Origin of the sequence: Desulfurobacterium pacificum, assembly GCF_900182835.1 — a bacterium.
GTDB classification, from domain to species: domain Bacteria; phylum Aquificota; class Aquificia; order Desulfurobacteriales; family Desulfurobacteriaceae; genus Desulfurobacterium_B; species Desulfurobacterium_B pacificum.
This window is the reverse complement of sequence record NZ_FXUB01000005.1, coordinates 88,748-101,668: the sequence shown is the minus strand read 5'-3', so window position 1 is coordinate 101,668 and position 12,921 is coordinate 88,748. Positions and strand designations below refer to the sequence as shown.

General features: G+C 40.7%; 16 protein-coding genes and 1 riboswitch. Of the genes, 13 read left to right on the top strand and 3 right to left on the bottom strand.

The features are described 5' to 3' along the window. Positions 1-190: 190 nt before the first annotated feature. The 3 genes from rd (at position 191) to speD (ending at position 2,072) form a co-directional block, all read left to right on the top strand. Complete coding sequence (rd, locus tag QOL23_RS07805) at positions 191-355, top strand: rubredoxin (RefSeq protein WP_283401028.1); 165 nt, start codon at positions 191-193, stop codon at positions 353-355. Continuing rightward, positions 355-1,548 carry an FprA family A-type flavoprotein gene (locus tag QOL23_RS07800; protein WP_283401027.1) on the top strand — a complete coding sequence of 398 codons (1,194 nt, stop codon included), beginning with the start codon at positions 355-357 and terminating at the stop codon, positions 1,546-1,548. The genes rd and QOL23_RS07800 overlap by 1 nt, the downstream gene beginning before the upstream one ends. A 134-nt stretch (positions 1,549-1,682) precedes the next feature. After that, positions 1,683-2,072 carry an adenosylmethionine decarboxylase gene (speD, locus tag QOL23_RS07795; RefSeq protein ID WP_283401026.1) on the top strand — a complete coding sequence of 130 codons (390 nt, stop codon included), beginning with the start codon at positions 1,683-1,685 and terminating at the stop codon, positions 2,070-2,072. A 38-nt stretch (positions 2,073-2,110) separates the two neighbouring features. On the opposite strand, the gene QOL23_RS07790 is transcribed toward speD, so the two are convergent. Next, the gene (locus tag QOL23_RS07790; RefSeq protein ID WP_283401025.1) at positions 2,111-2,497 is read right to left on the bottom strand and encodes a TraR/DksA family transcriptional regulator; all 387 of its coding nucleotides are present in this window, start codon (positions 2,495-2,497) and stop codon (positions 2,111-2,113) included. 83 nt (positions 2,498-2,580) lie between these two features. Here QOL23_RS07790 and QOL23_RS07785 point away from each other — a divergent pair, with 83 nt between their 5' ends. The 10 genes from QOL23_RS07785 to QOL23_RS07740 all read left to right on the top strand — a co-directional run bounded on the left by QOL23_RS07785 (position 2,581) and on the right by QOL23_RS07740 (position 10,655). After that, a complete protein-coding gene (locus tag QOL23_RS07785) occupies positions 2,581-3,771 on the top strand; it encodes a pyridoxal phosphate-dependent aminotransferase (RefSeq protein ID WP_283401024.1) in 1,191 nt (396 codons plus the stop codon). Then, positions 3,771-4,292, top strand: a complete 522-nt coding sequence (locus tag QOL23_RS07780; RefSeq protein WP_283401023.1) for a PH domain-containing protein — start codon at positions 3,771-3,773, stop codon at positions 4,290-4,292. The genes QOL23_RS07785 and QOL23_RS07780 overlap by 1 nt, the downstream gene beginning before the upstream one ends. 2 nt (positions 4,293-4,294) lie before the next feature. Continuing rightward, a riboswitch (molybdenum cofactor riboswitch) is annotated at positions 4,295-4,416 on the top strand. A 67-nt stretch (positions 4,417-4,483) separates the two neighbouring features. Next, positions 4,484-5,224, top strand: coding sequence for a molybdate ABC transporter substrate-binding protein (modA, locus tag QOL23_RS07775; protein ID WP_283401022.1), 741 nt, complete (start codon positions 4,484-4,486; stop codon positions 5,222-5,224). Continuing rightward, the gene (gene modB, locus QOL23_RS07770; protein ID WP_283401021.1) at positions 5,221-5,901 is read left to right on the top strand and encodes a molybdate ABC transporter permease subunit; all 681 of its coding nucleotides are present in this window, start codon (positions 5,221-5,223) and stop codon (positions 5,899-5,901) included. The genes modA and modB overlap by 4 nt, the downstream gene beginning before the upstream one ends. Beyond that, the gene (gene modD, locus QOL23_RS07765; RefSeq protein ID WP_283401020.1) at positions 5,895-6,740 is read left to right on the top strand and encodes a ModD protein; all 846 of its coding nucleotides are present in this window, start codon (positions 5,895-5,897) and stop codon (positions 6,738-6,740) included. The genes modB and modD overlap by 7 nt, the downstream gene beginning before the upstream one ends. Continuing rightward, positions 6,734-7,801, top strand: a complete 1,068-nt coding sequence (locus tag QOL23_RS07760) for an ABC transporter ATP-binding protein (RefSeq protein WP_283401019.1) — start codon at positions 6,734-6,736, stop codon at positions 7,799-7,801. The genes modD and QOL23_RS07760 overlap by 7 nt, the downstream gene beginning before the upstream one ends. Next, positions 7,785-8,807, top strand: a complete 1,023-nt coding sequence (locus tag QOL23_RS07755; RefSeq protein ID WP_283401018.1) for a molybdopterin-binding protein — start codon at positions 7,785-7,787, stop codon at positions 8,805-8,807. The genes QOL23_RS07760 and QOL23_RS07755 overlap by 17 nt, the downstream gene beginning before the upstream one ends. A gap of 10 nt (positions 8,808-8,817) precedes the next feature. Beyond that, positions 8,818-10,023 (top strand): molybdopterin molybdotransferase MoeA, encoded by a 1,206-nt coding sequence (locus QOL23_RS07750; protein ID WP_283401017.1) that lies wholly within the window; start codon positions 8,818-8,820, stop codon positions 10,021-10,023. Between the two features lie 35 nt (positions 10,024-10,058). Then, positions 10,059-10,187: a hypothetical protein gene (locus tag QOL23_RS07745; RefSeq protein ID WP_283401016.1), complete on the top strand. Its 129-nt coding sequence runs from the start codon at positions 10,059-10,061 to the stop codon at positions 10,185-10,187. A gap of 6 nt (positions 10,188-10,193) precedes the next feature. Next, a complete protein-coding gene (locus tag QOL23_RS07740; RefSeq protein ID WP_283401015.1) occupies positions 10,194-10,655 on the top strand; it encodes a deoxycytidylate deaminase in 462 nt (153 codons plus the stop codon). On the opposite strand, the gene QOL23_RS07735 is transcribed toward QOL23_RS07740, so the two are convergent. Both QOL23_RS07735 and QOL23_RS07730 read right to left on the bottom strand, forming a co-directional pair. Beyond that, on the bottom strand, positions 10,639-11,742 hold the full coding sequence (locus QOL23_RS07735) for an ABC transporter permease (RefSeq protein WP_283401014.1): 1,104 nt from the start codon (positions 11,740-11,742) through the stop codon (positions 10,639-10,641). The genes QOL23_RS07740 and QOL23_RS07735 overlap by 17 nt on opposite strands. Then, positions 11,742-12,842: an ABC transporter permease gene (locus QOL23_RS07730; RefSeq protein ID WP_283401013.1), complete on the bottom strand. Its 1,101-nt coding sequence runs from the start codon at positions 12,840-12,842 to the stop codon at positions 11,742-11,744. Before QOL23_RS07730 ends, QOL23_RS07735 begins: the two co-directional genes overlap by 1 nt. Positions 12,843-12,921: the final 79 nt, after the last annotated feature.

The following is a 12,921-nucleotide window of genomic DNA, read 5'->3' as shown; positions in this document are numbered from 1 at the left end:
AAGCTTATTCGTGTCCTGTTCGCTATGCTTTCTAAGGGTCAGTGCTTTCAGCATCCTGCTCAGGCTCCGTGTTTAATTTCTGATAGTTGACTCCTCTATTTTTGTGGGTTTAATTATAGTTTTTGTTGCAATGTTAGGATGGAGGGTATAAGTTCAACTAATAAGAATTGTTCTTAATAAGGAGGATAAGATGAAGAAATATGTTTGCGTTCCGTGTGGTTATATCTATGACCCTTCTGTTGGTGACCCAGAAAATGGGATTCAACCGGGAACGGCTTTTGAAAATTTGCCGAACGATTGGACCTGCCCCTGGTGCGGTGCTGGTAAAGAAGACTTTGAACCGGTGGAGGAGTGATGGCTGTTAAGAAGATAAAGGAATCTGTTTACTGGGTGGGAGTTATAGACTGGGATAGAGTTATTTTTGATGAGTTGGTTACTTTACCTGAAGGAACGAGTTATAACTCTTATCTTGTGTCTGGTTCTGAGAAAGTGGCTTTGATAGATACGGTTGAGCCGCACAAGAGAGAGGAATTCTTTAGGAACTTAGAAGAGTTAGGAGTTGAGAAGATAGATTACATTATTTCTAATCACGCTGAGCAGGACCATTCTGGTTCTATACCTTACGTTTTGGATAAGTTTCCTGATGCTAAAGTTGTGACTAATGCCAAATGTAAAACTATGCTCGTTGACCTTCTTGGTCTTTCAGAAGATGTGTTTTTGGTTATTGAAGATAGAGAAGAGCTTCCTTTGGGAAATAAAACTTTGAAGTTCTTTATGGCGCCGTGGGTCCATTGGCCTGAGACGATGTTTACGTATCTTGTTGAAGATAAGGTTCTTTTCACGTGTGATTTTTTAGGTTCTCACATAGCTACGAGTGAACTGTTTGACACTACAGATGAGAATAGAGCTAAAGTTTACCTTGAGACTAAGAGGTACTACGCTGAGATAATGATGCCGTTCAGGAATTTTATAAGGAAGCATCTTGTTCTTATAGATGAACTTAAGCCTGAGATTATCGCGCCCAGTCATGGAGTGGTTATAAGGGACGTTGAATTTATGACGGGGGCTTATAAAGAATGGGTTTCTGATAAGGTAAAGCCTATGGTTGTTATTCCTTTCGTTTCTATGCATGAGAGTACGAGGGGTATGGTGGAATTTTTAACTTCAGAGCTTTCTAAGGAAGGAATAATTGTTAGACCTTACAATCTTATTACTGCTGACATCGGTAACGTTGCTATGGATTTGGTTGATGCTGCAGCGGTAGTTTTGGCTTCGCCTACAGTACTTGCAGGTGCGCATCCTGCGGTTATCTCTTTTGCTTACTTGATGAACGGTTTAAGACCTAAGACTAAGTTTTTGTCTGTTATAGGTTCTTACGGCTGGAATGGTAAGGTTATGGTGAAACATATACAGGATACTTTGAAGAACGTTAAAGCTGAGTGGATAGAACCTGTTCTTGTGAAGGGAATGCCGAAAGAAAAAGATTTTGATTTACTGAAGCGTTTTGCTATTAATTTAGCTGAAAAGGTTAGAGGGGTGGTAGGGTAATTTGCAATTTGTGGATGCCGAGACATTTAGTAGAATTGATTGGGAAAATAAAATGCATATAATTAAGCCTTGCTTTTTGAGAGGAGGTATTTAGCCTTGAGTGTTATTTAACTTCGTATAAAGGAGGAAGAGAAATGGCAAAGACCCTCGGCGTCCACATCGTAGCTGACCTCTACGGCTGCGACCCTGAAATTTTGAAGTCTGCCGATAGAATGGCAGAAATCTTTGAGGGGGCTGTTGAATATGCCCGTCTAAATAAACTTTCTCACTATTACCACCAGTTTGAGCCTTATGGCGCAACGGGGGTTGTTGTAATATCTGAATCTCACCTTTCTTTTCATACCTGGCCTGAGCACGGTTACGTTGCCATTGACGTTTATACGTGTGGCGACCATGAGAACGCTTTTAAGGCTTTTGATTACATCGTTGAAAAGCTTTCTCCAGAGAGAGTTGAGAAGGAAGTTCACTTTAGAGGCGTTGTTAACGAGGAGGAAGAGGTTACGTTTTGCGCAAGCGTTGGCTGACATGGTGTATGGGGGAGAGCTTCTCCCCCTTTAAATGGTTATTCTTCCTCTCCAAATTTCCTTTCTACTTGTTCTTGTTCCAACTTACATTTAATGCATAATTCAGCTACAGGTCTTAGCTTGAGCCTTTCATACTGAATGCAAGCACCGCAGTTTTCACATATTCCATAAGTTCCTTCCTCTATTTTTTGGAGGGCTTTTTCTATTTTTTTGAGGTACTTTGCTTCTCTGTCTCTTATTCTCATTTCAAACGTTCTGAGGATTTCGTCTGTTGACATGTCAACGATATCGCCGACTTCTCTTTCGGAGTGAAGCTGGTCTTCCAATCCTCTTTTTATATCTTCAAGAACTTCCCTTTTTTTCTGTTCCAAGATTTCTTTGAGTTCTTTTAGCTGTTCCGGTGTGAGGCATTTGTTCCCTTTCATGAGGAGACCTCCTGAACCTTTTGTTGTGGGAAAAGTATCAGCAAACGTGTAAAATGTCAACGACAACTTTTTCGGGGGCTGCTATGAGGCTTGCTAAAAGGGTTTTGGGTATGTCTCCTTCTCCTACTATGGCAATTACTTCTAAAGCTAAAGAGATGAGAGCTAAGGGGATTGACGTTATAGGGTTCGGTGCTGGAGAGCCTGACTTTGATACTCCTGAACACGTTAAAGAAGCTGCTATAGAAGCGATTAAATCCGGTTTTACCAAATATACAGCACCTGCGGGTATCCTTGAGTTGAGGGAGGCTGTTGCTGAAAAGCTAAAAAGGGAGAACGGGATAGAGTATTCACCGCAGGAAGTTGTGATAACGGATGGAGCCAAGTTGGCTTTGTTTAATTTGATGCTTTCTGTAATTGAGGAAGGCGATGAGGTTATTATTCCTGCACCTTACTGGGTTACCTATCCTGAGCAGGTAAAGTTTGCAGGTGGAAAACCTGTATTTGTTGAGACGAAGGAAGAGAATGGATTTTCTTTGAGACTTGAAGATATTGAACCTGTTGTAAATGATAGAACTAAGTTGTTGATACTTTGTACTCCCAACAATCCTACAGGTGCCGTTATTGATAGAAATGAACTTAAGAGGATAGGGGAGTTCTGCGCTAAAAGAGGAATTTTAATAGCTTCTGATGAGTGTTACGAGAAACTTACTTACGATGGTTTTGAGCATACGAGTATAGCTTCTATATCTGAGGAGATTAAGAGCGTTACGATAACTATTAATGCGCTTTCTAAGGCGTTTTCTATGACAGGCTGGCGGGTAGGTTACGCTGCTGGTCCTAGAGAGATAATTGATGCGATGATAAAGATTAATTCTCAGTCTATTTCTAACGTTAACTCTGTTACGCAGAAAGCAGCTATTGCTGCGCTTACGTCACCTACTGACTTTTTGAAGGATTGGCTTAAAGCTTTTGACGAGAGAAGGCGCTACATGGTTGAGAGGCTTAATGAGATTCCTGGAGTTAAGTGTTTGATGCCTAAAGGGGCGTTTTACGCTTTTCCTAACGTGAAGGAGTTGATAGAAAAGGGTGGTTTGAAGGACGATTTTGCGCTTGCCGACTACCTGCTTGAAAAAGCTAAAATTGCGGTTGTTCCTGGTAGCGCTTTTGGTATGCCAGGGTATTTAAGGCTTTCTTACGCTACGTCTATGAATAATATAATTGAAGGGTTGAATAGATTTAAAAGAGCTGCAGAAGAGTTGTTGGGAGAAGGTTAATGAAGAAGGTTTATAGGACGGATAAGCTGACGCTTTTTAGTTACGCTTTGCTTGTGTTTGCTTATATGTGGTTTTTCTTTTTGTTGGTTGAGAGGACGGGGGGATTTTCTGGAAAATCCATTATTTTAGTCGTTTTAATTCTTCCGATTTTGGCTTACTTTTTCTTTTTGCTTAGGAAAAAGATTGTTGTTTCTGACGATGGTTTGGAAATAGTTGGAATTACTGGTAAAAAGTTCTTTAAATGGAATGAAATAAGAGAGATTTCAGTTTCCCAGGGTAGGAAGTATTTCTTATTTATAACTGGAGAAGGTGATAAGTTTGCAATTATTGACGATTCCGTTTCAGGTTTTACTGAGATTGCAAAGGAAATAACTAAAAGAGCACCTCAAGGTGCGATGAAAGAAGAGGTAATTACTGCTATTAGTAGTTATAAGAAGTCAATTTCCTCTGTTTTATTGATTCTTATTGCTTCTGCTGTTTTGATTTTTCTTTTGATAAAGAGTCAAGGTTTGATAAAATAAGCCTGACTGAGGGGTTCCGAGTCTGACTTCCTAAGGGGCGATTGCTCTATGGGGTCAGACCGATAGGGTATGCCTGGAAACGGGCATGCCTCCCGGATTGGAAAGGAACCCTGAAAGCCTCTTCTATTTTACTTTGAGGGGCCAGTTCCAATCCGGGGCTGGCCCCTTAAGTATTTTAGAGGAGGTGTGCAATGAGGATTTTGCTGTTTCTTTTGTTTTTTCAATTTTTCTTTTTACCTTCTTCTTTAGCCGACGTTATCAGACTTAGTGCTGCTATGGGAACGAAAGATTTGATTAATTACGAGGTTAAGCAGTTTAACGCTTCTCATAATTCTGATAAGGTAGTTTGTAACTTTTCTTCTTCGGGTAAGTTGGCTACGCAGATAGAAGCGGGAGCGCCTGCTGATATTTATATTTCTGCTTCTAAATACTGGATGGATTACCTGTTAAAGAAGGGATTTATTGTTCCTGATTCTGCTAAACCTTTCGCTTCTACAGACTTAGTTTTGGTTGTTCCGTTAAACTCGCACATTGGTTCAATTATGGAGGCTAAGAAAATTGCAATAGGCAATAGGTTGGCACCTGTCGGTAAGTATGCGATAGAAACGCTTAAAAATTTAGGGATTTATGAAAAGTTAAAAAGTAGATTTGTCTATGCGCCTACTGTGAGACAGATAAGTGTATGGGTTATGACTGGGAATACTGATGCTGGAATTATTTATTACTCTGACTACGTGAGGTTTAAGGATAGGTTAAAGCTACTGAAGGTCTTTCCTGACAATCTTCACAGACCTATTACTTTTTGGATAGGTATTGTTAGAGGGGCAAGGAACGCTTCAGGCGCTGAGAAGTTTGAAAACTTTATTCTTAATGCAGATGCGGAAGATTTCAAAAAGTTCGGCTTTAAGAAAGTAACAGAGGGTCTAAAATGATTTCTCTTGACCCAGAAGCCCTCTTTTCTATAAAACTCTCTTTAAAGGTTTCAACCATTTCTGCGCTTTTAGTTATGCTGTTTGGACTCCCCGTTGCTTACTTCTTAGCGTTGAAGAAGTTTCCATTTAAGAACCTGTTAGATGCTTTGATAACTCTACCTTTAGTTTTTCCTCCTACCGTTACCGGTTACCTTCTGCTTTTGCTTTTGGGTAAAAACGGCGTTATCGGCTCTTTGATTTATAAGCTCTTCAAAACTGGGATAGTGTTTACCTGGTATGCTGCTGTTGTCGCTTCTTCCGTTGCTGCTTTCCCGATTTTCGTTAAAGGAGCAAGAGCTGCAATAGAATCGGTTGATAAAAACCTTATATACGTTTCTTACACTTTGGGTAAAGGTGAGCTGAAGACGTTCTTTAGGGTTATTTTGCCTCTTGCTAAAAGGGGAATAATCGCGGCAGTTGTCCTCTCTTTTGCAAGGGCGATGGGTGAATTCGGTGCTACTCTTATGCTTGCAGGCAATATACCTTTTCAAACGAATACGATACCGATAGAGATTTACAGCGCGGTGTCGGGCGGGGATTTTGAAAAAGCCAACCTTTTATCTGCAGTTACAGCAGTGATTTCTTTAACTATTCTTTACCTGATAAACCGATTAACTAACAGGGGTGAGAGATGGTAGTGTTTTCTGAAGAAGAGATAGATGCCCTTTTGAGGGAAGACGTTCCTTACTTTGACCTGACTACCTATCTGCTTGGGATAGGAAAGGAAAGGGGAAGAATGGAGTTTTCTGCCAGACACGATATCGTTGTGTGCGGGACGGAAGAGTGTTGTAGGTTGTTTAAAAAAGCGGGATTGGAGATTAGAAAATGCCTTCCAAGTGGCAGTGAAGTGAGTGCTGGTGAAGTGTTTTTGGAAGTTGAAGGTTTGGCTGAAGGGTTGCACCTAACCTGGAAGGTTGCTCAGAACGTTCTTGAGTACGCTTCGGGGATTGCTACGAGAACGAAGAAGTTGGTTAGCCTTGCAAAGGAAGTTAACGAGAACGTTGAAGTTGTTACTACGAGGAAGACGTTTCCCTTTGCCAAGAAATTGTGCATAAAGGCGATACTTGCTGGAGGTGCTCTACCCCATAGGCTGGGACTTTCTGAAAGCGTTCTCGTTTTTGAGAACCATACGAAGTTCCTTGGTGGTTTAGATAAGTTGTTGGAGATGATACCGGAATTGAAGAAGCGCGTTCCTGAAAAGAAGATAGTTGTTGAGGTTAACTCCTTTGAAGAGGCTTTCTCGGCTTTGAGTGCTGGAGTTGAAGTGGTTCAGTTGGATAAGTTTTCTGTTGAGGACGTTGTTAAGGTAGTGGATTTTAGGAATCAAAAGTTTCCGAACGCTAAAGTTGCCGCTGCTGGTGGTATAAACGAAACCAACATAAAAAGTTACGCTGCTACCGGTGTTGACATAATTGTTTTAACGTGTGCTTACTTTGGAAAACCTGCCGACGTTAAGGTGAGGATGGAAAGGTGTTAGAGGTTTCTGTAAAGAAGGAACTTGAAGGGTTTTCTTTGGACGTCCAGTTCATCTCTGAAGCTAAGTCTGTTGCTCTTTTCGCTCCTTCTGGTTCGGGAAAGAGTCTTACGCTTCAAGCGATAGCAGGTTTGCTGAAACCTGATGAAGGAAGGATAAAGGTTGTTGATAGAGTGTTTTTTGATTCAAGTAAAAGGTTTTTTCTGCCTCCACAGAAAAGGAGGGTAGGTTATCTGTTCCAGGATTATGCTCTGTTTCCGCATATGACGGTTTGGGAAAACGTTTCCTACGGCTGTAGAGATGAAAAACGGGTGGAAGAAGTTTTAAAAATGCTTGAAATACAGGATATAAGAAATCGTTTTCCAAGGGAAATTTCGGGGGGACAGAAACAGAGAGTCGCCCTTGCGAGGGCTTTAGCTTTTGAGCCTAAAGTTTTGCTTTTGGATGAGCCTTTTTCTGCCCTCCATAAGAGTCTGAAGTTGGAGTTGTATAAAAGGCTTAGGGAAGTTGTAGGTGAGTTTTCCATACCTATGGTTTTAGTAACTCACGATTTTGATGAAGTGTTTGAGCTTACCGATTACGTTGTAATTATGGAGAAAGGAGAGGTAAAGCAAACAGGAGTTCCAGTGGAAGTGTTTTTCAACCCGATAGATGGAAAGGTGGCAAAACTGCTTGGACATCAAAGCTTTTTATCTGGAAAAGTTGTTTTTGTAATGGATGGTTACGTGGAAGTCAGATTGGGAGATAGAAGAAAGCAAATTTTGAGAGCCAAAAACTTTCCTGAAGATTTAAAAGAAGGTGAAAACGTGTTTGTCTCTATTTTACCGTTTGCCGTCGCGCTCAATCCTTTAGAGGATTCTGTAAAGATTTCTGCAGTAGTTAAGGATATTTTCAGAGAGAAGGATAAGAGCGTGGTAATTTTAGATTTAGGCGGTGACGTAGTTTTGCACCTTCCGTTTTCTCTCTCTCCGAACTACATCATAGAGAAAGGAAGGGAAGCAGACTTTTATCTTTCTCCTTCCTGTATTTCTGTTTTTAGGAGGTGTTATGAAAAAGAAAGTTAAGGTGGAAGATGCTGTAGGAATGGTTTTGGTTCACGACATTACGGAAGTTGATCTTGATAGAGGGTTTAAGGGGAGAGCGTTTAAAAAGGGACACATTATAAGACCTGAAGACGTAGAAAAGCTTAGAAGATTGGGAAAGGAGTACATTTACGTTTTGGAGCTTTCTGAAGATGAAATTCACGAAAACGAAGCTGCCGTTATGCTTGCCGATGCCATTATGGGAGAAAATACGTATAGAGATGAATCTCCTTCTGAAGGGAAGATAAACATCTACTCTTCGGTTTTCGGCGTGGTTAAGGTTGATGTGGAAAAACTTGTGAAGTTCAACCTTATTGGAGAGCCTTCTTGTCCTACCATTCATAGCGACATGTGGGTGAAGCCGGGAACTAAAGTGGCTTCAGTAAGGATTATTTCTTTGGTGGCGCCTAAATCTCAAGTGGAAGAAGCAGTAAAAATAGCTGGTGATGGGATTGTAAGGGTGGTACCGTTTGAAGAAAAAAAGGCGGGAATAATAATTACGGGAAACGAGGTTTTTTACGGTAGGATTGAGGATAGGTTTTTTGACCGTTTAAAGCCGAAACTGGAGTTTTTCCGTTGTAGCGTTGAAGAGAAGGTTATCCTTCCTGATGATGAAGAAAAGATAAGGAACGCTATCAGGGAATTTATCGAAAAGTACGATATTGTTGTTTTGACTGGTGGAACGTCTGTTGACCCGGACGACGTAACTTACAGGGCTATAAGGAGTGCTGGGGCGGAGAATTTTATAAGAGGAAATCCTATCCAGCCGGGGAATATGCTTACTATGGGATGGATAAACGGGAAACCTGTTGTTGCTGTTCCAGCTGCTGCACTTTTTTACAGGGCTACCTCTTTTGATATATGGCTTCCAAGACTTTTGGTGGGGGACGTGATAAGCAGGGAAGAGGTTGCAATGAAATCTCACGGTGGATTGTGCCATAACTGTTCTGTTTGTGTATTTCCTATCTGCCCGTTTGGAAAAGCTTGAGAGGTGTTAGATGAAGGTAAAGAGGGAGGAGGCTTTAGATATCGTTTTGAATAACGTTTATAGCTGCGGTTGGGAATACGTGAAGTTAGACAACGCTTACGGTAGAGTTCTTGCCGAAGATGTTGTTTCTCCTGTTAACGTTCCCGATGTAAATAAATCAGCCGTTGACGGTTACGGTTTTAAAGTTTCTTCGTTGAAGGAGTTGCCTGCTAAGTTGAAGATTGTTGGAGAGGTTCAGGCTGGAGATATTGGGAAGTTTGAGGTTAAAGAGGGAGAGGCTGTTTTTGTTATGACAGGTGGGGCTGTTCCTGATGGTGTTGATGCAGTTGTGAGGGTTGAAGATGTTAGTGTGGAAGGGAATGAGGTGGTGGTGGTGGATTTTCCCGTTAAGAAGGGGGAACTTGTAAACTTTGTAGGTAGTGAAATTAAGAAGGGAGAGGTTGTATTAACTTTAGGAGAGTGGCTTGATTATAGAAAAGTTGGCTTGCTTGCAGGTGTTGGAGTTTACAAAGTAAAAGTTTTCAGGAAGCCTGTTGTTGGGATAGCTACTACAGGGAATGAGGTTTTAGAAGCTTATGAGCCTCATAGAACAGGCTGTGTGAGAAACGTTAACTATTACGTGTTGCAGGGGCTTTTAAGTGAAGCAGGAGCTGTTCCGATTAACTTAGGAAACTTGGAGGATGATTTAGATTTAACAGTTAAAAAGTTAGAAGAGGCGTTTGACCACGTTGACGTTTTGGTTACGACGGGTGGAGTTTCTAAGGGTAAGTACGATTTTGTGAAGAAAGCTGTTGAGCTTTTGGGTTTTGATGTAAAGTTTACTTCTACCAATATCAGACCTGGAAGACCGCTTGTTTTTGCAGTTAAAGGGAAAAAGGTTTTCTTCGGTTTGCCGGGTTATCCTTCGGCTACGCTGGTGAACGCTGTTGAATTTCTGCTCCCTGCTGTTAGGAAGATGGCAGGTGAAAGGCAGTGCGAGAACGTTTACTACGAGTTTGAGGCAGGAGAGGGGATTAGAGGGAAGAAAGGAAGGGTGGATTTTGTAAGAGTGAACGTAAAGGGAAATAAGGTTTACAATGCAGGAAGTCAACAAACAGCAAATTTCTATACTATTGCTACGTGTGATGGATTAGCGGTAATTGGCGAAGATAGAGGCACCGTAGAAACTGGTGAAAAGGTGAATGTTCTACTGTTTTGTAATAGAAGTGGATTGTGATAAAATGCTCTTAGTATTAAGCAGGAGGAGCAGGAATGGCAAGAGCTTTGAGAGAGATTTTCTTCTTTAAGAAGTGGATTGCAGCTGTTGAGCTTGTTCTCTACATTTTTATGTTGTTTACCTTGCTTCTTACAGCTTACCATCACGTCCTTGGAGGACATTAAACTGAAATGTCAAGACCTTCCTGGGACGAATATTTCATGTCCATTGCGGAATTGGTTTCCTCCCGCTCTACATGTTTGCGCAGGAAGGTGGGAGCTGTTTTAGTTAAAGATAAAAGGATAATCGCTACAGGTTATAACGGTCCTCCTACAGGTTTAAAACATCCTGAAGAGGTGGGGTGTTTAAGAGAGAAGTTAAACGTGCCGAGCGGTCAGAGGCACGAGCTATGCAGGGGGTTACACGCTGAGCAGAACGCCATAATTCAAGCTGCCCTTCATGGCGTTTCCACAAAAGGTTCTGTTCTCTACTGTACTCATTGTCCCTGTTCTTTGTGCGTTAAGATGTTGATAAACGCTGGAATTGAAAAAGTTATATACAAAGAAGGTTATCCTGATTGGCTTGCTAAAGAGATTGCAAAAGAAGCCAACCTGCCGCTAATTGAGTTTTCTACTGTCAGTAAATCTTTTTAAGTAAGTAGTTACTCAGTCCAAATAGAATTAATCCTTGCAGGGAGAGGAAGAATAGGTCTTTCGTTAGAAATTGTAAGGTTAAGCCTTTTACTGCTATTCCGTAAACGCCATCTATGTAAAACTTCAGCGGTGATAGGTTAGATAGCCATTGTAGTGTTTTAGGCATCGTTTCTATTGGTGACCAGTTGCCAGATAAGTAGAGTATGGGGATTAGGATTAGGACGCTGAGCTGGGAGACCTGAAGCATGTTTCTTGAGAGAGACGCTATAAATAGTGATAGTCCCACAGTTGCAAATATGTAGAATGCAGTGAGAACTGCAAAGTCTGTTGTTTTTCCGTGGAACGGGACGTAGCAGAAATGTTGAATAGTTATAGAAATGGCAAACAGGGAAGAAAGCAGTATGAGTATTCCCATAGAAATTGCTTTTACTATGAGGACTGTGTGCGTTTTTACGGGAGATACCATAAGCATCTCTATGTTTCCTCTCTCTTTTTCCATGACAACTGCAGAAGCAGGAAGTAAAAGGAGGAATAGAGTTATTACGGTAATTAGTTCTGAGTAAGCCATGAACGTTTTGCTGGATGCGTTCTGGTTAAAGAATATCCTTGTTTTAGCTTCAATGATTTTAGATTCCATTGAGGGATACATTGGTGCGAGTTTAGCTAAAAAGTTGTAGATAACTTCTTGAGCGTAAGCGGAAAACAAATAGCTGGTAGATATTTCAGCGCCGTTGACGACTACTCCTACCTTTTCGCTTTTACCTTCTTTTATTCTTTCTTCGAAGTGGGAAGGGATACGAATTACTCCTACTGCTTTGTCTTCTGTCAGTAGCGTTTCTATATCTTTGTTGTTTAGTATGTATCCTTTGAATTTAAAGTAAGGTTCTGGGAAAGATGAAATTAACTCTCTTGAAAGGGGAGAAAAGTCAAAGTCTTGAACGTAGAATTTAGCGTTTTTGAGTGTAAGCTCTATACCTGTAGCTGCTAAGTAGATGTCAAGAGTAAAGGAGTATATAAGAAACAGCAGGAGACCTCTGTTCCTTAGAAACTGAATTATCTCCTTGTAGATAAGAATTAAGAATTTCATTACGTTTCCCTTTTTTTGAAGGTTAAAGTTGTTGTAAGGAAAAATACTGTAAAAAAGAAAAGCAGAACGATTAACTCTTTTGATGTTACCGATAATGGGGCTGCCTTAAAAAACTCATCTTTTAGCAGATTGAGGTAGTGAAACGTTGGTGTGCTTTGCGAAATTAACAGGGTTGTTTTGTCCATAGATGAAACCGGGGTCATGTAGCCAGAGTAGAGTATGGAAGGAACTACAGTTAGTATTATAGAGCCGATAAACGCGGAAACCTGCCTTTTGAAGAAGTTGGACAGTAGTAGTCCGAACGAAACAGCAGTTAGTACGTAGAGGACGCTGCCTGTTATGAGAGTAATCCAGTTTCCTTTAAATGGAACTTTGAACAGGGATACGGTCATGTAAAGGAGTAGTGAAAAGTTTAGTAGGGATATGAGGGAAGCAAAGAGGAGTTTCCCTGTAAGGTATTCTGTGGTTTTAATGGGTGAAGAGTAGATGTTGTATATTGAACCGCTTTCTTTTTCTTTTGTAATTAGAAGTGATGCAAATACTGCAGGTGAAATGAGCATTACTATGGCTAAAGTTCCTACTACTGTTAAGTATTGCTGGTTAAGGCTTTCGTTGAACCAGTATCGCGGTTCTACGGAGACTTTAAGGAGTTGGTTGTGGTTTTTTAGGTTGAAGTTGCTAATTATTGCGTTTATGTAGCTTTTTATTACTTCAGCTCTGTAGGGGAACGTTCCATCTATGATAGCTTGGAGTTCTGCAGTTTTTCCTTTCTTGTAGTTTTTTTCAAAGTTTGGGGGGAATAGGAGGTAGAAGCGGATTTTTCCTTTAAGTAGGTCTTTTTCTGCATTAGCGGTGTTTATCTTACTGCCTTTAAAGTTAAAGTATTCTCTGTTGTTCAGAAAGCGGGACGCTATATCTCTTGAGAGGGGAGAGTTGTCCATATCTACAATTTCAAAAGGGACGTGCTTTATGTCTAACTTCATGCCGAAGCCGAAGACTAACATCATGGTTATGGGCAAGATAAACACGGTTAGTAGGGATAGAGGGTCTCTGATTAACTCTTTAAGTTCTTTGGTAAATATTGTGTACGTTTTTTTCATCATCTCTTTTAAATTTTAACGCTTGGGGAGCGAAGTTTAAACTTGCTAATGTTTTTTTAAAGACATATAATTTGCCACC